Origin of the sequence: Pseudomonas sp. DWRC2-2 (assembly GCF_049897885.1) — a bacterium.
Taxonomy (GTDB): domain Bacteria; phylum Pseudomonadota; class Gammaproteobacteria; order Pseudomonadales; family Pseudomonadaceae; genus Aquipseudomonas; species Aquipseudomonas azotoformans_A.
This window is the reverse complement of sequence record NZ_JAFCXD010000001.1, coordinates 671,127-687,850: the sequence shown is the minus strand read 5'-3', so window position 1 is coordinate 687,850 and position 16,724 is coordinate 671,127. Positions and strand designations below refer to the sequence as shown.

The 16,724-nt window shown below is 54.1% G+C and carries 21 protein-coding genes; 5 read left to right on the top strand and 16 right to left on the bottom strand.

Annotated features, from left to right (window positions below):
• The first annotated feature begins 141 nt into the window (after positions 1-141).
• Positions 142-1,011, top strand: coding sequence for a HEPN domain-containing protein (locus ACP7EW_RS03415; RefSeq protein ID WP_426215310.1), 870 nt, complete (start codon positions 142-144; stop codon positions 1,009-1,011).
• A 52-nt stretch (positions 1,012-1,063) separates the two neighbouring features.
• On the opposite strand, the gene ACP7EW_RS03410 is transcribed toward ACP7EW_RS03415, so the two are convergent.
• From ACP7EW_RS03410 to ACP7EW_RS03370, 9 genes are all read right to left on the bottom strand, one after another.
• Positions 1,064-1,693 carry a DUF6945 domain-containing protein gene (locus ACP7EW_RS03410; RefSeq protein WP_426215308.1) on the bottom strand — a complete coding sequence of 210 codons (630 nt, stop codon included), beginning with the start codon at positions 1,691-1,693 and terminating at the stop codon, positions 1,064-1,066.
• A gap of 22 nt (positions 1,694-1,715) precedes the next feature.
• Complete coding sequence (locus ACP7EW_RS03405) at positions 1,716-1,883, bottom strand: hypothetical protein (RefSeq protein WP_426215306.1); 168 nt, start codon at positions 1,881-1,883, stop codon at positions 1,716-1,718.
• Positions 1,884-2,521: 638 nt separating this feature from the next.
• Complete coding sequence (locus ACP7EW_RS03400) at positions 2,522-2,848, bottom strand: hypothetical protein (RefSeq protein ID WP_426215304.1); 327 nt, start codon at positions 2,846-2,848, stop codon at positions 2,522-2,524.
• Positions 2,849-2,904: 56 nt separating this feature from the next.
• Entirely contained in the window at positions 2,905-5,130 is a 2,226-nt protein-coding gene (locus ACP7EW_RS03395; RefSeq protein ID WP_426215302.1) for a hypothetical protein, read from the bottom strand.
• A complete protein-coding gene (locus tag ACP7EW_RS03390) occupies positions 5,127-5,534 on the bottom strand; it encodes a hypothetical protein (protein ID WP_426215300.1) in 408 nt (135 codons plus the stop codon). Before ACP7EW_RS03390 ends, ACP7EW_RS03395 begins: the two co-directional genes overlap by 4 nt.
• Positions 5,531-6,076 (bottom strand): hypothetical protein, encoded by a 546-nt coding sequence (locus tag ACP7EW_RS03385; protein ID WP_426215298.1) that lies wholly within the window; start codon positions 6,074-6,076, stop codon positions 5,531-5,533. Before ACP7EW_RS03385 ends, ACP7EW_RS03390 begins: the two co-directional genes overlap by 4 nt.
• A gap of 694 nt (positions 6,077-6,770) precedes the next feature.
• A complete protein-coding gene (locus ACP7EW_RS03380) occupies positions 6,771-7,727 on the bottom strand; it encodes a tyrosine-type recombinase/integrase (RefSeq protein WP_426215296.1) in 957 nt (318 codons plus the stop codon).
• Positions 7,728-7,934: 207 nt separating this feature from the next.
• Entirely contained in the window at positions 7,935-8,120 is a 186-nt protein-coding gene (locus ACP7EW_RS03375) for a hypothetical protein (RefSeq protein WP_426215294.1), read from the bottom strand.
• A gap of 9 nt (positions 8,121-8,129) precedes the next feature.
• Positions 8,130-8,675 carry a hypothetical protein gene (locus ACP7EW_RS03370; protein WP_426215292.1) on the bottom strand — a complete coding sequence of 182 codons (546 nt, stop codon included), beginning with the start codon at positions 8,673-8,675 and terminating at the stop codon, positions 8,130-8,132.
• Positions 8,676-8,999: 324 nt separating this feature from the next.
• Here ACP7EW_RS03370 and ACP7EW_RS03365 point away from each other — a divergent pair, with 324 nt between their 5' ends.
• Genes ACP7EW_RS03365 through pcp form a run of 3 tightly spaced genes read left to right on the top strand, consistent with a single transcriptional unit; the run spans position 9,000 to position 11,312 of the window.
• Positions 9,000-9,716, top strand: coding sequence for a DUF969 domain-containing protein (locus tag ACP7EW_RS03365; RefSeq protein WP_426215290.1), 717 nt, complete (start codon positions 9,000-9,002; stop codon positions 9,714-9,716).
• Positions 9,713-10,663, top strand: coding sequence for a DUF979 domain-containing protein (locus tag ACP7EW_RS03360; protein ID WP_033901740.1), 951 nt, complete (start codon positions 9,713-9,715; stop codon positions 10,661-10,663). Before ACP7EW_RS03365 ends, ACP7EW_RS03360 begins: the two co-directional genes overlap by 4 nt.
• 7 nt (positions 10,664-10,670) lie before the next feature.
• Complete coding sequence (pcp, locus tag ACP7EW_RS03355) at positions 10,671-11,312, top strand: pyroglutamyl-peptidase I (protein WP_426215288.1); 642 nt, start codon at positions 10,671-10,673, stop codon at positions 11,310-11,312.
• Positions 11,313-11,327: 15 nt separating this feature from the next.
• On the opposite strand, the gene ACP7EW_RS03350 is transcribed toward pcp, so the two are convergent.
• From ACP7EW_RS03350 to ACP7EW_RS03330, 5 genes are all read right to left on the bottom strand, one after another.
• Positions 11,328-11,552, bottom strand: a complete 225-nt coding sequence (locus ACP7EW_RS03350; protein WP_033901738.1) for a hypothetical protein — start codon at positions 11,550-11,552, stop codon at positions 11,328-11,330.
• A 125-nt stretch (positions 11,553-11,677) separates the two neighbouring features.
• Positions 11,678-13,078: a heavy metal sensor histidine kinase gene (locus tag ACP7EW_RS03345; protein ID WP_426215286.1), complete on the bottom strand. Its 1,401-nt coding sequence runs from the start codon at positions 13,076-13,078 to the stop codon at positions 11,678-11,680.
• Positions 13,075-13,746 (bottom strand): heavy metal response regulator transcription factor, encoded by a 672-nt coding sequence (locus tag ACP7EW_RS03340; RefSeq protein ID WP_033901736.1) that lies wholly within the window; start codon positions 13,744-13,746, stop codon positions 13,075-13,077. The genes ACP7EW_RS03345 and ACP7EW_RS03340 overlap by 4 nt, the downstream gene beginning before the upstream one ends.
• A 42-nt stretch (positions 13,747-13,788) precedes the next feature.
• A complete protein-coding gene (locus ACP7EW_RS03335) occupies positions 13,789-14,034 on the bottom strand; it encodes a DUF2790 domain-containing protein (protein WP_426215284.1) in 246 nt (81 codons plus the stop codon).
• A gap of 113 nt (positions 14,035-14,147) precedes the next feature.
• Complete coding sequence (locus ACP7EW_RS03330) at positions 14,148-14,918, bottom strand: alpha/beta fold hydrolase (protein WP_426215282.1); 771 nt, start codon at positions 14,916-14,918, stop codon at positions 14,148-14,150.
• A gap of 207 nt (positions 14,919-15,125) precedes the next feature.
• Here ACP7EW_RS03330 and ACP7EW_RS03325 point away from each other — a divergent pair, with 207 nt between their 5' ends.
• Complete coding sequence (locus ACP7EW_RS03325) at positions 15,126-15,803, top strand: HAD family hydrolase (protein WP_426215280.1); 678 nt, start codon at positions 15,126-15,128, stop codon at positions 15,801-15,803.
• A gap of 88 nt (positions 15,804-15,891) precedes the next feature.
• Here the strand turns inward: ACP7EW_RS03325 and ACP7EW_RS03320 are convergent, their stop codons facing one another.
• Together ACP7EW_RS03320 and csrA are read right to left on the bottom strand one after the other, a co-directional pair.
• Entirely contained in the window at positions 15,892-16,131 is a 240-nt protein-coding gene (locus ACP7EW_RS03320; protein WP_033901731.1) for a hypothetical protein, read from the bottom strand.
• Positions 16,132-16,342: 211 nt separating this feature from the next.
• Positions 16,343-16,537, bottom strand: a complete 195-nt coding sequence (csrA, locus tag ACP7EW_RS03315) for a carbon storage regulator CsrA (RefSeq protein WP_003192511.1) — start codon at positions 16,535-16,537, stop codon at positions 16,343-16,345.
• Positions 16,538-16,724: the final 187 nt, after the last annotated feature.

Genomic DNA, 16,724 nt, shown 5'->3' with positions numbered 1-16,724 from the left:
TTCCCTTTAAGGAGACTGTCCACAGGATGTGGAATCAGTTCGCCATTAGCATGGCAGGGAGGTTAGGCTTAGGGCAATGCCGTGATGACGAATGATCGTGTCTTGGCACGCATGCCACCCTACAGATCAAGGAGAGTGAAAATGGAAAGGATAGACAAGGAGTTCCTAAGGCGATTGGATGACCAGTTGATGGGCGAGGGCTTAAGCCTGCATCAGCGCCCTTTCCATGTCGTGGCGGAATGGATGAAGAGCAACAACATAGAAGGTAACTTTCTAGATGAGCGTATCTGGACCCCGCTCATGGAGGACTACCGAGCCCTATACCCCAGCGGGGATTTTTCAATACCCGGCCTTGTAGATGCAGGGGTTGCAATCCGTGACACGATGTACCCTGCCAGGGTGAATGTCGGATTTGGAACCTTCGGCGTCACACCTCTGGATATAATTGAAATCACCAAAGCTGAGCTTGAGAACATCTTCAAGCACTACCCAGAACTAGGTTGGAAGGCACTTTACAGCGCCTGTGACCTTTGGGATTTGGCATATGGGGTTGATGACTTACGATTTGAAGATAGCGCAGCAGTTCAGCACCTGAACAATGCGAAGTCAGCTATTTCATCAACCGCACGCACGCTTTTTCAGGCTACAGACACAGACTCTGCAATCCAGACTTGTTGCTTGGCTGCCGAACTGGCTATGAAAGGTGCACTACTACGCCTTGGGGTAGATGAAAAAGAAGTGAGGAAACACAATCACAACCTAGTTGAGCTCGCAGAGAGCCTAGTGAAATATTACTCAAACAGCAACGATGAACGCTTACTTGAAGCGAGCAAGGGCTTTCCGAATTACGTAAACAGTCGGTATTCAGACCACGGTCTCACCAGATTGCAACTCATGTCATTGGCAATGAGAGCGTTATTCATTACCGCTGAAGCAGTCCGCAGGATCACTGACAGAAATCTAGCAGGACAAGTTGAAGCTAGCGAGAGAGTATCTCGACCACCATTGTAGGGCGTGAATGCACTGCATTAACGACATTGCTGCTTTCAACCCTCTGCCGCCATTACCAGGGCAGAGGGTCGTCACATACGTATTCGATTTTCCTGTCCTGTCCGATTACAGGGACGGTAACATTTACCACTTCATCCAATGTATCCACGAACAATTGTAGGTGCTTATGCACGACTACAGGAGCTTGGGACGGTGTGTCTATGTATGCCTCAAGTGGTACATCTTCAAGAACAGGACTCATATCGCCTGCAAGCTCCTGAGAGGCGATCACAGGATTGCTATAGCTATCCGCCACATCAGGCAAAGCAATCTCGCCAATTACTCTAGAGGAGCTTGTAGACGCCTTGCCGGCACATACTTGAAGTGGAGCTAGAATCTTGTAGTTGTTAGAGCTAATGAAACCTCTACCTTTCTGCCGTTGCACTTCGATGTAGCCATGTTGAGTGAGCTTGGTGATAAAGCGTTTGACTGTGCTAGGATTACATCCAGTTGCCAGCGCAATGTCCTCTTGGTTATCAAACCAATCCTTGCCGATTGACTGGAAGAACCGGTAACGACTCTCCATCCATACCCACATTATTTTCTGATCGCCGGTAAGCTTGAATTGTTCGCCGGTTGTTCTGCTGGTCCAGTGTGTTGCCTTCATGATTTCGTGTGTAAGCTTGCAAAATGTTTCGGTCATCGTATTCCTCGTATGTTTACTCTTAAAGATTCTTGATATGTTCTAGGAACTTGGATTCTTCCATAGACCCAGTTCTGAAGAGGGCTATCATTTCGATCATGTGAGCAACGCGAGCTGCTGCACTTGGACCACCATTGCCATTACAAGCCTTGAGCCATTCACGACTGTGTTGCCGGAATTGAATGTTCATTTCATTTTCTCCTTGCACGGTGAAACTTCACAGAGGGCAGGATGCCCCATGTGGACTCTATCTAACTTGACTAGGGTGCTAGAGCCGCTGACCTAAGATCCTTGCACGATCAATTCATAAGATTGAGCAATCAGAAAGCTCTTCTGCTTTACCTTGCAAGAATCCCGAAGGGTGCAGGGACTGCATCAGTCTTATTATTTTCTTTCTTGTTATAGATCTATCTTACTAAGGGGGCAGCACGCCCTCTGTCACAGGGGGCAAAATGCCCTATGTACAGGGGGCACCGTGCCCTATGTGAGCTACTGACAAGTGGCCGACCAATCTCCAGGCAGCACAAAACCGACGCCTGACGCTGCACTAGGGCATGTCGGAAACGTTCGGTGTTGGTTTGCTGGGAAGTTGGCGAATATACGCCAGATGACCCTGTTTTGTCAAGTTGTATCGAGCTATACAAGTTGCTGTATGGGGCTAGGCTAGCAGCCCCTGTAGTGCGATTGCAGCGTCACCTTCAAGACTTACCACCCATACCGGGGCACCACGACTATCGACGCCCTGATGACGCCACACGGGCTTGCGAAGCCTTTGCGAGAGTTGATAAGCAGCATGTAACGCTAGACTTGGATCACGGTAAACTTGGTTCATTGTTGGTCTCCGAATGATTGGCGTGTATGCCCGTGTAGTTGGCGTGCAACTTCAAGCTCTGCAAACTTCCTTGAGCGGGCAAGGTCTTCCTGTTGCCAGTCGTACCAGTTGTTTCTTTGGCTAGTTGCCTGATGCTCAATATATTCACGTAGCTGGGTGGATAATATGCTCTCCCGATGGATGGCGTATTTCGTCACTTGTTCCGCCGTCTGGGCGTACATCTTCTCGTTGCGAGTGATTCCGTACGCCGTAATACCGAGATTCAACAGGGCTACAATTATCGTTGCTGCCAGTAGTTGCTTGATTGGTTTTAGTTCGGGCACATGCCCTCCTTGATCTTTCTGGATATATGAGAGGGTGAAGCCTGTTGTCAGCAGGCTTACTTGTTTTCCTTTGGGAGATACTCGCCAAAGATCTTGTCGGTGACTACCTTTGCAATCTCATTAGCATCAGCGTCTGTTCGCACATTGACGTTAATGTTGTTCGTTACTGTAGTAGGAGCAGTAGCGGTTGAGTTAGTCGTATTGTTCACGACTGTTCCACCCCTCACAGGTGGTTCATCCGATGACATTTCACCACGTGATCCCGGCGCTGCACGACTTGCAGTAGCAGCAGCTCCGGCGGCGAGTCTGGCGACCGCATTACTTGGGTCAGATTGACTAAGCAACTGTTCAAGATGTTTATTGAAGTCCGGCAATCCCTTTGTGTTCAACCTCGATAGATCTAGCGCGGGTGGCGTTATAGACCAAGGTGCATGTTCCTGATCAAAGCCGACATCTTTCCAAGTATCTCGACTCTCAGGAGTATTTGCACGGTAGTCCTTCACATTAAACAACTTGTTGTACAACTCACCAATCCAGCCGCCTTGATGTTGGGTGCCACCATCGATCTTGCTGTAGTCGCCAACACCCACCATGCTTGTATCGACTGCCATGTCATTCGTAGACATTCGATCTTGAAGTTGTTGAGCTTGGGACTTCTCAGCGCCGTTAGCATCTCGCCCAGATAAAAGCCTAAGGATTACAGTGTTCAACTTGATCAGGCCCACTTCAAGCGTTGCAATAGTATTCTGGAGTGGAACCATTGCCATATTTAAATCACGCTCAGCTTGAATCCTTTCTGAGATAGTTCTAGAGAGTTCGTCGCTTGCGTTAATCTGGTTTGTATTGAGGTAGACCTGGTTGTCTGCACGCTGTTGCTGGCTTGCTACGCTGTTACGGTTACGCTCAAGAGCTTCCGCGTTATCAGCTACTAGGTTACGCATACCCTCTTCATACCAAACAGACTTTACGCCTTTGCCACCTTTCAGGTCTTTGTTGTATTGAGCCAACCCCTTGGCATAATCCTTGATGCCGTGTTCTTTCATGAACTCGCGCACTACGTACGGAACCAACATCGGCATACGGTTGTTGATAATGTTGGCGTCGCTCGCCGCCCCTGTTCCGTCAGCGGCCATCTGACCCATCTGTTTGTTGAGTTCTTGGTTGTCTTGCCGTGAGTTACCGGCCACGGTGAAAGCTTGTTGGCGGGTGTTCCAAGTATCGAGAATTTGCTTTTGCGTTTTCCCAGCAGCCGCCATGTTCATCGCCAGAGTACGGAAGTCTTTTCCAGTATCGATATCTATAGCCGACCCGTTATCGTTCTGTGCCTTAATGAAGGCCTCTCGGTAGCTTTTACCAATCTCCTGATTCTTAGAAATGCCCTTGAACAAGTTATCAAAGCTCTGAGTTTCAACAACGCCCTCTTGACGTGCTTTGATACGTTCGCCCAAGTAACTGACGGCACCTACAAGGCCGTACAGAGCGGCTCCAGCAGTCCCTAGCCCGATGGTGAGACTGCCTAGTCCCATGCTTTGCGGCTCAACCTGACGAGCCTTCCAAGCCTCATGACGCTCCGTCGCCATCGTGTATCTACCTGCAACTTGTTCAGCTCTAGCGGCAGCGCGACTCTCACGCAAGGACGAAGCCGCTTTCGAGAAGTTGTGACGCTCAGCGAGTCGCGCCCCGCGCTCTCTAGCAGCAACTAGAGCTAGTTCGGCACGTTGAAACTTGTTCTGCTGCAAGGATTGTTGTTGCTGGAGTTGTAAAGTTCGCTCCTGACGGCGTTGCAAGAGATCAGCTAGGCGAGCTTCACGAAGTTTAGATTGCTCAAGTCCCGCTTGTAGTTTCTGCTTACCAAGATCAACTTTAAGCGCCTCCTGCTGAGAGCGATACTGTTTAGCTGCCAAGACAGCGCTAGTAACCTGCTGCTTTAAAGCTGCGCCTTGGAGAAAGACTTCTTCTCGCTTACCAGTTGCAACTAACTTCTGTGAAGCGAGTTGAGTAGCAACATTTGAACGCTTGAGGCGAGACAGCTTCAACTCAGCAGAGAGTTCTTTATCCAAACTACGTCTAAGATCAGCATCGAGCTTGGTGCGCTGTGCGCTATTCTGCTTAACACCAAATGCTCTGTTCAACTTGACTGAAAAGGCATCTGCTTGTTTCGCCATCATTGCCATTTGCTTCTGTGAACTGGCAAGCATATCGGTAAAGCGGCGAAGTGGACCACTGTCAATTTCAAAGACGAGTTTGCCCGTTAGAACTGCAATCGTTTCTTGAAGGCTCATTGGCTACCCCCAAAGGAGTGTCGAACCAATGTAGGAGAGTAATCCTCAAGCAAGTTATCCAGGGTGGAGCTAAACACAGAAGAGCCGATACCCTCGTAAAGCACCTCACTCATATTGAATAGTTTCAAGCGATTATTGCCCAACAAGAACAGAGGCACATGAGCGATCACAGGACGACTGCCAGCGATTGCAATGACATGCGACCCATCCGAACAGTTGAACCAAGCCAATCTGTAAGCTTGTTCACCATAGATGCGTCTTACTGTGGTTTTGAAGTTACCAAGGACGTGCTGGATATCAATGGCACTATCTGATTTGATTCTAAAGATGATGCGGCGTGGAGCGGGTTTTGCGAGTTTGGCGATACGTGCCGCCAGTTGTTCCGGTACAACAGCTTTCGTCATTTCTTCTCCCTTGTGCTTGGTTTGGCTTCCTTAGCAGGCGCCGAAAGTGCAGCCTTAACTTCCGCTTCAATACGTGCATACCTTACTCGATCAGCCTCGGCTACTTCCCGCTCAGTACGGCGTTGTTCGATGGCAATCTGTGCGGCAACTTCTTTTGCCAATAGGGCTTCGTTATGGGCTTTCACCTCGGCCTGGTAGTCATCTTCAACTTTCTGCAAGATAGCATCCAGTAGCGGCTTGATCTGATCTTCTGGACGGTTCAGGTAGACCTCCCAGGTGCTGGAATTGATCGAGACAACACCGACTGATGTAAGTGTATAGCCCTTTGCAGTGTATTCAATGTAAACCGGAATGAGGTCTTCGGCATACTTGACGAGAACGGCTTCAATGCCACCCTCGACATATCCACCTACTGGGCGCCCTGTTACGGGATCATTACCGGCGAAGTGGTCAATCCCGCTCTTGCGGCCTCGGAATTGTTCCTCTGCTGCTGCCTTTCGGGCTTGAAGTTCGGTTGCGTCTACAGCTTTAAATAATGTCATGCGTTGTGTCTCCTGTGGGGGTTGGGGGTGTATGAATGATTTTTCTCATGTCGCCTGTAAGGCAGCCCTCTACAATCGCAGTAAGCTCTTCCAGCGTCTTATCTTCGACATCGCGAAACTCAACAGACAATAATCCAATGATGACTGTCTTGTTCTTGTTGCGACGGTGGTACTCGGTGTTGCACTTGGGGGAACAGTACAAAGAACGGCTCGTTCTACTTTGGTACTCTTTCTTGCATGCAGGGTTTTTGCACGTGCGTGTAACGTGGGCCATATTCGGCTTTCCTTAAAGTTGAGGTGGTAACGTGTGGGAATAAATCGCGGGTACAAAAAAGGCGGGGTTAGCTTGAAGGCGCCCCGCCGTAGTTGTAGCCGATGCTTGGTTTCAGTTGGTGCTGAATTAGTTGCCCCATTCCTAGATCGAGGGGCTGCGATGCGACAAGTAACCAGCTTGTCTAACAGTTGTGGCTCGACGACTGCTAACGTTCGGACGGCATGGAGACCGGGCCAGTGACTCCCTTGGGGAAGTAGAGGAGAAATGGGGGGGGCAGAGGAGGATTTTTCTTATCTTCTGTATCTTATTATATCACTGAAATGTCATTTTGTCAATAGTTGGCATGAATCGTGCCTTAAATTTCCGTTCGCCAAGCCTCCCGGTTAGAAGTGTGGCGAACGGCTCCTCTCGTTTGGTCAATCAGTCGATCAGGTGCAGCACATCCCTGACGTTCAGGTGGGAGTAACGCGCTACGGATCGAGTATCTCTGTGTCCTGAGACGATCATGATCTGGGCGTTGTTGAATCCTTTCTTCGCGACGTTGGTAATTCGGGTGTGCCTCAGTTGGTGCAGTCTGACGCTGCTATCGAGTCCAGCCTTTACGCGTGCTAGGCGCACAGCCTGAGATACGGCGTGTGGCGTGACGGTGAAGATCATGCCATTTGGATGGCGCTCCACAGTGGCCCAAAGTTGGGCAAGTTGGAGAATTTCAACAGCACGGTGGGTTAGGGGGACTGAACGAGTGCCGTTCTTCCCGTCGATCACATCGGCTATACGATCACTGAGGTGCAGACAGTCTTTCGTCAGCTTCAGGATTTCAGATCGCCGCATGGCCGTCTCATAGGCCAGTTCAACGATGAGCTGCATTGTCGGGGACATCTTCGCCAGTAGTCGGTCAAGCTCACTTTTATGAATCACCTTGTCGGAGGAGCGATCCGGTTTGGGTAGAGCGATATCACTCACAGGGTTGTGGATGTTAATCAGCAGGCCACGTTTGGCGAATCGAAAGAACCGTGACATGAATGCAAGCTGCGTCCTGCACGTAGATGGCTTCACCTTCTTCAATCGCATAATCTTGAAGTCATTGATCATCTGCGGCGTGATTTCGTGAATAGGCTGGGTGAAGTGCTTGCCCAGATGTTCCACAATCTTCAACGCATGATCGTAGCTACCTTTGCCCTTGAGCATGGTTTCGCAGTAGGTCATGCCCAGCGTGTAAATGGTGTGATGCTTGCGGTCCATCGTTACGGCTTCGAGTTGGTTCGCCCATGACTCTGCATCAGCTTTGGTGCTGAAGGTTTTCGATTGTGGGGCTTTACCTTTGATCCGTACCTGGGCGTTCCAGTTACCAGAGGGAAGGGAGCGGATGTTGGCCATTTTGACGCCTCATGATGTGAATGGGCGTTCTGTGGAAACCAAGAGCAGCAAGGCTTGCAGCTTGCTCAAGCAGACCTTGACATGGTGGGGGTCGTTGGTTCGAGTCCAATCGCGCCTACCAAACAAAATCCGCTCTGCTGGGCGGTCTAGAAGGGCTCACCGAAAGGTGGGCCCTTTTTTGTTGTCTGCGATTTGTGAAGCCCCGCCTCAGCCGGTCTCGCCAAGAAACATCTGCAACAACACCAGTTCAACCAGCGCCACCAACAGCAAAAACATCACGAACCCGAATGAGAACACGCGTTTTCGCCGTGGTGGTGTGTAATCGCTCGCGAGGTCAAGCAGGTTGAACAGCGCGCTGATGAGCCTCCAGATAAATTCCAGAAATTCACTCACGGTAGCGATTTACTTGGCCTTGGCGTTCTTGATATCGCTGATCATCTGCTTGGCAATCGCCTGCACCTGCTTCTGTGTCATGGCCGAGGCAATGCCTTCCCAGGCGGACGACGAGGTGTCATAGGTGCGCGAGCCAATTGGCGTGCCAGATTTCAGATCAGAGTAGTCGGCACGGGAAAATACCCAGGCGTTCCCTACCAGCGCACCCGCGACGTAGCGCGAGCCCGGCTCAATGTAACGGAACTTGCTCACCTTGATGTTGATGCCGACACCGTCTTTGCCGCTTGGAGCCACTGCGGAGCTTTCGGTGACATTGAAGCCGGCCTGGCGGGCTTCTACCTGGAGCGCGTTATTCCAGTCGCGCTTGAGCAGGTTCCAGTCCGGGTTTTGCTCAACCTGGCCTTCGCCTTTGATGCTCACCACCAAGTTGTGTTTGGCGGCGTCCGGGATCGCCAGGGTGGCGCTGCCATTACTTTTCACCTTGGCGGCGCAACCACCCAGCATGGACAGCGCAACGGCGCAGGAGATAGCGATCAGGATTTTTGGGGTTTTCATTGAATTTCCATATCCACAACGTTAACGGGAGGGCTGCAAAGCCCTGAGAAACGGGCGGCGCTAAGATGCGCGAATCCCTTCGGGTCTGTCCACATCTTGTTACGTGTACCGCGCCTAAGTGCCCACAAAATTTATTGGTTCGCAGCAACAATTTTTCTTGTTGGACACCTCCCTCCCCCAGGCAGCAAAGTTGCCGCCACTGACGCTCGACCTTTCGGGTCAACAATAAAAAACCGAGCCGACTGCACGCCACTTCTTGCTGTGAACCCTTTGTTCACATCCTGCTGTAATGGCGCCGCAGCGCGCACTTAAGGACCTCACGCCATGCAAACTGTTGTGAACTTATGGCCGTTGATCGGCGTACTTGTGATCGTGGTTGGCTTTGCCTTGCGCTTCAACCCACTGTTGGTGGTCACCGCCGCCGCTATCGCCACCGGGCTTGCAGCCCACTTTCCGCTGGAAAAAATCCTCGCCACCATGGGCGATGGCTTCCTTCAAACCCGTGCCTTGCAATTAATTCTGTTGTTGCCCCTTGCCGTTATCGGCCTGCTGGAGCGTCATGGGCTGCGCCTGCATGCGCAAAACTGGATTGCACGGTTCGAGCGCGCCACGGTCGGGCGGTTGTTGATCATCTATCTGTTTGTACGCGAATCCACCGCCGCCATGGGGTTGACCAGCCTGGGTGGGCACCCACAGATGGTGCGTCCGCTGCTCGCACCGATGGCCGAAGGCGCGGCGGAAAAACGCTACGGCAAGCTGCCGGACAAATTACGTCACAAGGTGTTGGCCATGTGCGCCGCGACGGATAACGTCGGCTTGTTTTTTGGTGAAGATATTTTCGTCGCCTTTGGCGCGATCGCGTTGATGCACACCTTCCTGCTCGGCTCGGGGATAGATGTGGAGCCGCTGCATATTGCGGTGTGGGGCATTCCTACGGCGATCTGTGCCTTCATCATTCATGCGATCCGCCTGCATCGGTTTGATCGAAGGCTCACTCGTGAGATGGCGCCTACTGCTACGCCAGTGGAGGCCGCGCAATGATCATTTCCATTCAATACCTGTACTGGCTCGCGGGGGTTCTGCTGCTGATCACTGCGGGCATGATTCTGATGGACCGGAGCCATCCCAAGCGTTGGTCCAGTGCGTTGTTCTGGCTGTTGTTCGCTATTCCGTTCCTGATCGGCGAACGCCTGCCGTCGGTGGCCATCGGCGCTGGCGTCGTGGTGATGGCATTGATTGCCGGCATGGGCGGAGTCGGCCGTGGCAAGCATGTCGAGCTGCATGACAAGGCCTCTCGCGCCAGTGCCGGTCGCCTGGGCCACAAGCTGTTCATTCCTGCGCTCGCCATCCCACTGACCACGGTCATTGGCTCGGTGCTGCTCAAGCACACCGAGATTGGCGGCGTGCCACTGCTGGATCCGAAAAACACCACCTTCGTTTCCCTCGGTATCGGCTGCTTGATCGCACTTGGCCTGGCCTGCTGGCTCACCCGTGATACGCCGGTGCAAGCCTTGCGCGAATCCCGCCGTCTCACTGAAGCCCTTGGCTGGGCGATGGTTCTTCCGCAAATGCTGGCGATGCTCGGCTTGCTGTTTAATGAGGCCGGGGTCGGTACGGCTGTTGCGCATGTCACCACCACCTACATCAACCTCGATTTCAAGTTGGTGGCAGTGATGGTCTATGTATTGGGCATGGCTTTGTTTACGGTGATCATGGGTAATGGTTTTGCGGCATTCCCAGTGATGACGGGCGGTGTCGGCGTGCCGGTGCTGGTGGGTATCTACGGCGGGAATCCAGCGGTGATGGCGGCGATTGGCATGTTCTCCGGCTACTGCGGCACATTGATGACGCCGATGGCCGCCAACTTCAATATCGTGCCTGCTGCGTTGCTGGAGCTGCCGGACAAGAACGCGGTGATCAAGGCGCAACTGCCCACGGCGTTGATGATGTTGGTGGTCAATATTGTGCTGCTGTATTTGTTGATGTGAGGCATAGATGCAAATCGTATTGCTGATGGGTTTTGAGCCCTTTGATCAAGACATGGTGAACCCTTCCTGGGAGGCCGTGCGCCAACTGGACGGCGTGCAACTGGAGGCCGGTGTGCAGATTGTTGCCCGTCAATTGCCTTGCGCATTTGCCACTGCGGGTGAGTGCCTGACCCGGCTTGTCGACGAATTGCACCCGGCGATGGTGATCGCTACAGGGCTGGGGCCGGGTCGTAGCGATATCTCCATCGAGCGGGTGGCAATCAATGTCAACGATGCGCGTATCCCCGATAACCTGGGCGAGCAGCCTGTCGATACGGCGGTCATCGTTGATGGCCCAGCTGCCTACTTCACGACGCTGCCGATCAAGGCAATGGTCAAGGCCGTGCGTGAAGCGGGAGTCGCGGCCTCCGTTTCGCAGACGGCGGGGACCTTTGTGTGTAACCAGGTGTTTTATCTATTGCAGCATGCTCTCGCCGGGTCGCAAGTGCGCAGTGGTTTCATTCATGTACCTTTTCTGCCGGAGCAGGTGACGGGATCGCAGCGGCCTTCAATGGAGCTGGGTAAAATGGTCACGGGATTGCAGGCAGCTTTACTGACGGCGTGGCAAACACCTGTGGATGTAGCGGAAGTGGGTGGGCAGGTCAGCTGACCTGCCCCACGAGTCTCACATTGCAAACAATCGGGTGAGCCCGAAGGTAATGGCGCAGGCCAGGCCTGTCATTGCAAATGCGGTCGCCACATACCACTTGATAAGATTGAGTTCAGTGGTTGCCAGGTCTGCCTTGGAAGCGAAGTGCTTATCCATGGCGTCTGCCTTGCTCGAAACGGTGATCAGCTTCTCGTTCATTTCAGCCAGCCCCTTTTCCAGTAAACCTAATCGTAGTTCCATTCCCGAATCTCCCTTGTTTTTACCGTTGCCGGCTCTACCTTGAGCCCGTGGGGAGCAAGAGTAGTGTGGCTTTCGTCCAGCGGTAAGGGACAAACCTTTGCAAAATAACACCGGGGGGCGGCTGCTCAGTCTTCCCGCTTCGGAAAGAACAAATCAAAACACGTCACCCCTGCCTCACTGCTCACGCTGTATTGCCCGTTATGCAACTGCATGATGGTCGCCACAATCGACAAGCCCAACCCATTGGATTGCGCTGACCGTTCTCGTGATTCATCCACCCGGTAAAAACGTTCGAACAGTCGCGGCAGATGCTCGGCAGCGATGGTCTCGCCGTGGTTGCTGACACTCAGATGAATGCCGTCGTTATTGGGGTTAGCCTGTATCACCAGCTCAGTGCTCGGCGCCCCATATTTGATGGCGTTGGCACACAGGTTCGCCAGGGCCCTGCGCAGTAGCATCGGCTCCGCCCAGATCACCCCGTCACCTTCAGCGCGAATGCTGATATCCCTATCCGCTGCCAAGCCTTCGAAGTACTCGGCGATGCGCTCCACTTCATCTGCAGCATTGAGTTCCTGGCGCTGGCGCAGGGCGCTGGCCGGATCGGTGCGGGCCAGGAACAGCATGTTGTCGAGCATGCGTGCCAGTCTTTCAAGCTCTTCGACATTGGAGGCCAGCAACTGCTGGTAGCTCTCGATGCTGCGGTGTTGTTGCAGGGCGACCTGGGTTTCGCCCAGCAGGTTGTTGATGGGCGTGCGCAGTTCGTGGGCCATGTCGGTGGACACCTGGCCAAGCTGGACAAAACCCTTGGCCAGCCGCTCCAGCATGGTGTTGAACGAATCAATCATCGGTAGCAGTTCTTTTGGTGCGCCGTGGCTGTCGAGGCGTTCGGCGAGATTGCCGACGCCTATGCCTTGGGCGTGCCGGGCCAGGCGACGTAACGGTACAAGTCCACGATGCACCAGCAGATAACCGGCCACCGCCAGAATAATTGCGGCGATGCTCGCCAGGATGTAAACGCTCAAGCGATAGCTGGCCAGCATGGCGGTGCGCTCGGTCATCAGGCGCCCCGTGGTGACTTGCAGGCTACCCAGGTCGCCGGAGTCGATGGACGCGGCGACGGTTGCGAACGGCACACCTTTAATGCTGGGGAAGTGATGCACATCAGCAAACGTCAGCTCGTGGTTCTTGGGCACCGGGGGAACGGAAGGCAGGTCGATGTTACCGGGATTGACCGTCAGCAAGGGTGTTTGCCCAGGCGCGGCGATGCTCAGTACCGATTCACGGTTGCCCAGCATGTTCTGGAACAACTCCGGCTTGGTTTTGATCAGGTCGACCGTGTTGCTGTCATTGAGCAAGTTGCGCAGTTGGTCGACGCGGGAAATCAAGGCCGCATCGTCCCGCTTGATCAACTCTCGCTCCAGCTCGCGGTACAGCGCCACACCCAGGGTAGCAAGCAAGGCGAAGGCAAGCAGGGCGAAGATCAGCGCCAGGCGCAACGTCAGGGAATAGTGGCGACGTTTGTTCATGGTTGGGTATCGAAGCGGTAGCCGATGCCGCGCACGCTGTGGATCAGCTTGAGCTGGAACGGGTCGTCGATTTTCAAGCGCAGGCGCCGCACGGCGACGTCTACCACATTGGTGTCGCTGTCAAAATTCATGTCCCACACCCGCGATGCGATCATCGAACGAGACAGCACCTGATCCTGGTGAGTTGCGAACAAGTGCAGCAGGGCGAACTCTTTATTGGTCAGGGTAATGCGCGTGCCGGCGCGGGTAACGCGACGCTTCAGCACGTCGATCTGCAGGTCGGCGATTTGTAGTTGTTCCTCGTCCCGGCTCGGGCCACGGCGGGTCAGGGTGCGCAAGCGTGCTACCAGTTCGGCGAAGGAAAACGGCTTGATCAGGTAATCATCGGCGCCCAGTTCCAGGCCCTTGATGCGGTCAGCAATGTCATCGCGGGCCGTCAGAAAAAGTACCGGTGTGTCGGCTTCCTTGCGCAGGCGGCGCAGCACTTCCCAGCCGTCCATTTTCGGCATCATCACATCCAGCACGATCACGTCGAACGGCGTTTCCAGGGCCTGATGCAAACCGTCCACGCCATCACGGGCGAGGCTCACGGAGTAGCCCAGTTCCTGCAGGCCATTGAGCAGGTAATTACCGGCCTTGGGTTCGTCTTCGACTACGAGGATGTTCATGGAAAATGCCTTGTCTTAATGCGTGGCGCAAGTGTAGCCCGATCAATTGTCACTGGCGCAACCGATGCCCTGCACCTGATAGTCCAACACGTGTTCTCGGCCTTGGCTGTCGAGGTAGTTGAGGCGTGCGGGGACGATGCCGCATTGGCCATAGGTGTCAGTGCTCGACAATACTTTGGCGACGTCCAGATGGACGAAAAAGCCGGTTTTGTCGTGGATGACGGGTTCGCCTGCAAGCACGGAACCGGTAGCGAGCAAAGCGGCAAAGCCGAGGATAAACAGTTTCATGGCGGTATCTCTCTTATAAAGGGTTGGCGGCCAGGTCATGGCAGTGACTTCACAGTAACCAGGGGCCCCGAACAGCCAACCAACAGGATGATGACAAGTTTGTAATGCAAGGCTTAAGGCTGGCGGCCCGAGGCTTCGAGGATCAGGTCGGTGATTTCCTTGGCGTGGGACACCAGTGACAAGTGGCTCGATGGCAGCTCGACAGTGGTGGCATTCATGCGCTTGGCGAGAAAGCGCTCAAGGTCTGGGTTGATGGTCTGGTCATTTGCCGACACCGCGTACCAAGACGGCTTGGTATGCCAGGCCGCATTGACAGTGCGGCCGTTGAACAGGGCCTTTGTGATGGGTTGCTGCACGGCGTACAGCTCCATGGCCTTGGCGTGCGGCACGTCAGCGGCGAAATACTTGAGGAAGGCGTCCTGGCTCAGGGTGAGGTAGCCGTCGTGATCTTCGACGCCGGCGCGCACCGGCATGGTCGGATACTTGGCTGAGAGCGCGACGAAGTCTTCGTTGGCATCTGGAGCCCGGGCGGCCACGTAGACCAGCGAACTGACTTTCGGGTTGGCTCCGGCGTCGCTGACCACGGTGCCGGCGTAGGAATGGCCGACCAACACGGTAGGGCCGTCTTGTTGATCCAGTACGCGGTTGGTGGCGGCGACATCGTCGGCCACCGAGGTCAGCGGGTTCTGCACGGCAGTGACGTGCAGCCCGGCGGCCTGGAGGCGGGTAATCACCTCGGACCAACTCGACCCGTCAGCCCAGGAGCCATGTACCAGCACCACGTTATTGGCTTTGACCGGCGCGACGGTGCCGGCCATGGCAGTGCCGGTGCCCAGCATCAACAGGCTGGCGGCGACCAGGCAGAGTTTGCTTACAGGTTTCATAGGTGGACCCTTTTCATCAGTAGGAAGTGGCGTCATCCGATGTGGGTGACTGACGACTCCACTGTATGAAGTGAGGGTGCTGGCAAGACTTACAGCTTGATTACAAACCTGTAATGCAATCCAGGCTGCTAGCGTTTACAAGAGGCGAGGTGATCCGTAGATTGCATCGGGCCTGTCATTTGTTACCACCCAAGAGGAAGCCACGCAGTGTCCAACCGAGGTTCAGCCGTGTTCAACCGCCGTTACCGTGCCTTTCTGTTTGATATGGATGGGACGTTGCTCAACTCCATTGCTGCCGCGGAGCGCGTGTGGAGCATCTGGGCGCAGCGCCATGGTTTGGATGTGCCAGCGTTCTTGAAGACCATCCACGGTGCCCGTGCAATCGACACCATCACGCGCCAGGCATTGCCTGGCATCGATCCTGAGGTCGAAGCGCAGTGGATCACTGAGGCAGAAATCAATGATGTAGAGGGCGTTGTCGCGATCCCCGGGGCCGTCACGTTCCTGAGTAGCCTGCCGGGCGATCAATGGGCGCTGGTCACCTCTGCACCCAGGGAGCTTGCGTTGCGTCGCCTGCAAGCGGCGGGCATCGCACCGCCAGCGGTGATGGTCACGGCCGAAGATGTTGCCGTCGGCAAGCCAAACCCCGCCTGCTACGTGCTGGGGGCGCAACGCCTGGGAGTACCGGTAGAGGATTGCCTGGTGTTTGAAGATGCGACGGTCGGCATTCGTGCAGGAGAGGCGGCAGGGATGGATGTGATGGTCGTGACGTCAACGCATCACACGGTCATGCTTACCGAGCATCCTACGATTGATGGGTATGAACAGTTAAAGGCACAGCGCGACACGGACGGTTTGTTGCACGTGCAGCGTGCAACAGTGTGATGCTGATGCGCTGTGATCATGCGCACCTGCACATCGATTGTATTGTGGTGCTGCCAATACCGGCGATCAGATAACGAACAGCGCGACATCAGCGTGTGGCTTGCCGGCACAGCCTACGCTGCACGGCTTTCTGGATGGGTTTGAGGCAGAACAGGAACAGGTAGCCACTGAGCAACAGCGCCAGGTCCAGCCAGGAGTGGTCATCGGCGGAATTGGCACCTTCAATTACGTATCTCAAGCCATAGGCCAGCCCCACGAAGATCAACCCTATCAATAGGGCGATCACCCAGGCCTTGTAGGCAAAAGGTGGTGCGGTTGTAGGCCTCATCGACGTGCTCCTGAATGCACACGGATGGCTGAGTGTCAGTCAGGAGATTCGGCCGTGAATGAAACAACAAGTTCCAGGCGTGATGACAGTTTCATCTTTCCATGAAGATGAACACATGGGCGGCGTCAGTCACGCAACAACGATCAGAGCAGTCCGAAAGAGTTTTCGCCAGCCGTTACAGTGAACGAAAAGGCTGGCTACTGAGGGCGCTTCAAGGTGTCTGGTTTTTGTCCGGAGCAGTCAGGCCGGCCTGGATGCGCTGGTAGATCTCCTCGCGATGCACGGCAACATCCTTAGGTGCGTTGATGCCGATTCGTACTTGCTGGCCGCTTACGCCCAGGATGGTGATCGTGATGTCATCACCGATGTTTATGCTTTCACCAACTTTGCGGGTGAGTATAAGCATGGACTTCTCCTTGATTACTTTTAAGGACACATGTTTCAGACAGGGCAGGTGTCGGATGTGTGTAGCTTACTGCTAAGCGCTTCCCTGTGACTGCCTCTTTTAGGACGCATAGAGGCGACATTAATTCCCATGGCGGCATCATACAGGTCTGCGATACATGATTCGCATTGTTTAAGCCAACGTTTAT

Excerpts from the sequence above, each read along its gene's own strand:
- ACP7EW_RS03415 (WP_426215310.1), top strand. The coding sequence starts at position 142 with ATGGAAAGGATAGACAAGGAGTTCCTAAGGCGATTGGATGACCAGTTG.
- ACP7EW_RS03410 (WP_426215308.1), bottom strand. The coding sequence starts at position 1,693 with ATGACCGAAACATTTTGCAAGCTTACACACGAAATCATGAAGGCAACA.
- ACP7EW_RS03405 (WP_426215306.1), bottom strand. The coding sequence starts at position 1,883 with ATGAACATTCAATTCCGGCAACACAGTCGTGAATGGCTCAAGGCTTGT.
- ACP7EW_RS03395 (WP_426215302.1), bottom strand. The coding sequence starts at position 5,130 with ATGAGCCTTCAAGAAACGATTGCAGTTCTAACGGGCAAACTCGTCTTT.
- ACP7EW_RS03390 (WP_426215300.1), bottom strand. The coding sequence starts at position 5,534 with ATGACGAAAGCTGTTGTACCGGAACAACTGGCGGCACGTATCGCCAAA.
- ACP7EW_RS03385 (WP_426215298.1), bottom strand. The coding sequence starts at position 6,076 with ATGACATTATTTAAAGCTGTAGACGCAACCGAACTTCAAGCCCGAAAG.
- ACP7EW_RS03380 (WP_426215296.1), bottom strand. The coding sequence starts at position 7,727 with ATGGCCAACATCCGCTCCCTTCCCTCTGGTAACTGGAACGCCCAGGTA.
- ACP7EW_RS03370 (WP_426215292.1), bottom strand. The coding sequence starts at position 8,675 with ATGAAAACCCCAAAAATCCTGATCGCTATCTCCTGCGCCGTTGCGCTG.
- ACP7EW_RS03365 (WP_426215290.1), top strand. The coding sequence starts at position 9,000 with ATGCAAACTGTTGTGAACTTATGGCCGTTGATCGGCGTACTTGTGATC.
- ACP7EW_RS03360 (WP_033901740.1), top strand. The coding sequence starts at position 9,713 with ATGATCATTTCCATTCAATACCTGTACTGGCTCGCGGGGGTTCTGCTG.
- pcp (WP_426215288.1), top strand. The coding sequence starts at position 10,671 with ATGCAAATCGTATTGCTGATGGGTTTTGAGCCCTTTGATCAAGACATG.
- ACP7EW_RS03350 (WP_033901738.1), bottom strand. The coding sequence starts at position 11,552 with ATGGAACTACGATTAGGTTTACTGGAAAAGGGGCTGGCTGAAATGAAC.
- ACP7EW_RS03345 (WP_426215286.1), bottom strand. The coding sequence starts at position 13,078 with ATGAACAAACGTCGCCACTATTCCCTGACGTTGCGCCTGGCGCTGATC.
- ACP7EW_RS03340 (WP_033901736.1), bottom strand. The coding sequence starts at position 13,746 with ATGAACATCCTCGTAGTCGAAGACGAACCCAAGGCCGGTAATTACCTG.
- ACP7EW_RS03335 (WP_426215284.1), bottom strand. The coding sequence starts at position 14,034 with ATGAAACTGTTTATCCTCGGCTTTGCCGCTTTGCTCGCTACCGGTTCC.
- ACP7EW_RS03330 (WP_426215282.1), bottom strand. The coding sequence starts at position 14,918 with ATGAAACCTGTAAGCAAACTCTGCCTGGTCGCCGCCAGCCTGTTGATG.
- ACP7EW_RS03320 (WP_033901731.1), bottom strand. The coding sequence starts at position 16,131 with ATGAGGCCTACAACCGCACCACCTTTTGCCTACAAGGCCTGGGTGATC.
- csrA (WP_003192511.1), bottom strand. The coding sequence starts at position 16,537 with ATGCTTATACTCACCCGCAAAGTTGGTGAAAGCATAAACATCGGTGAT.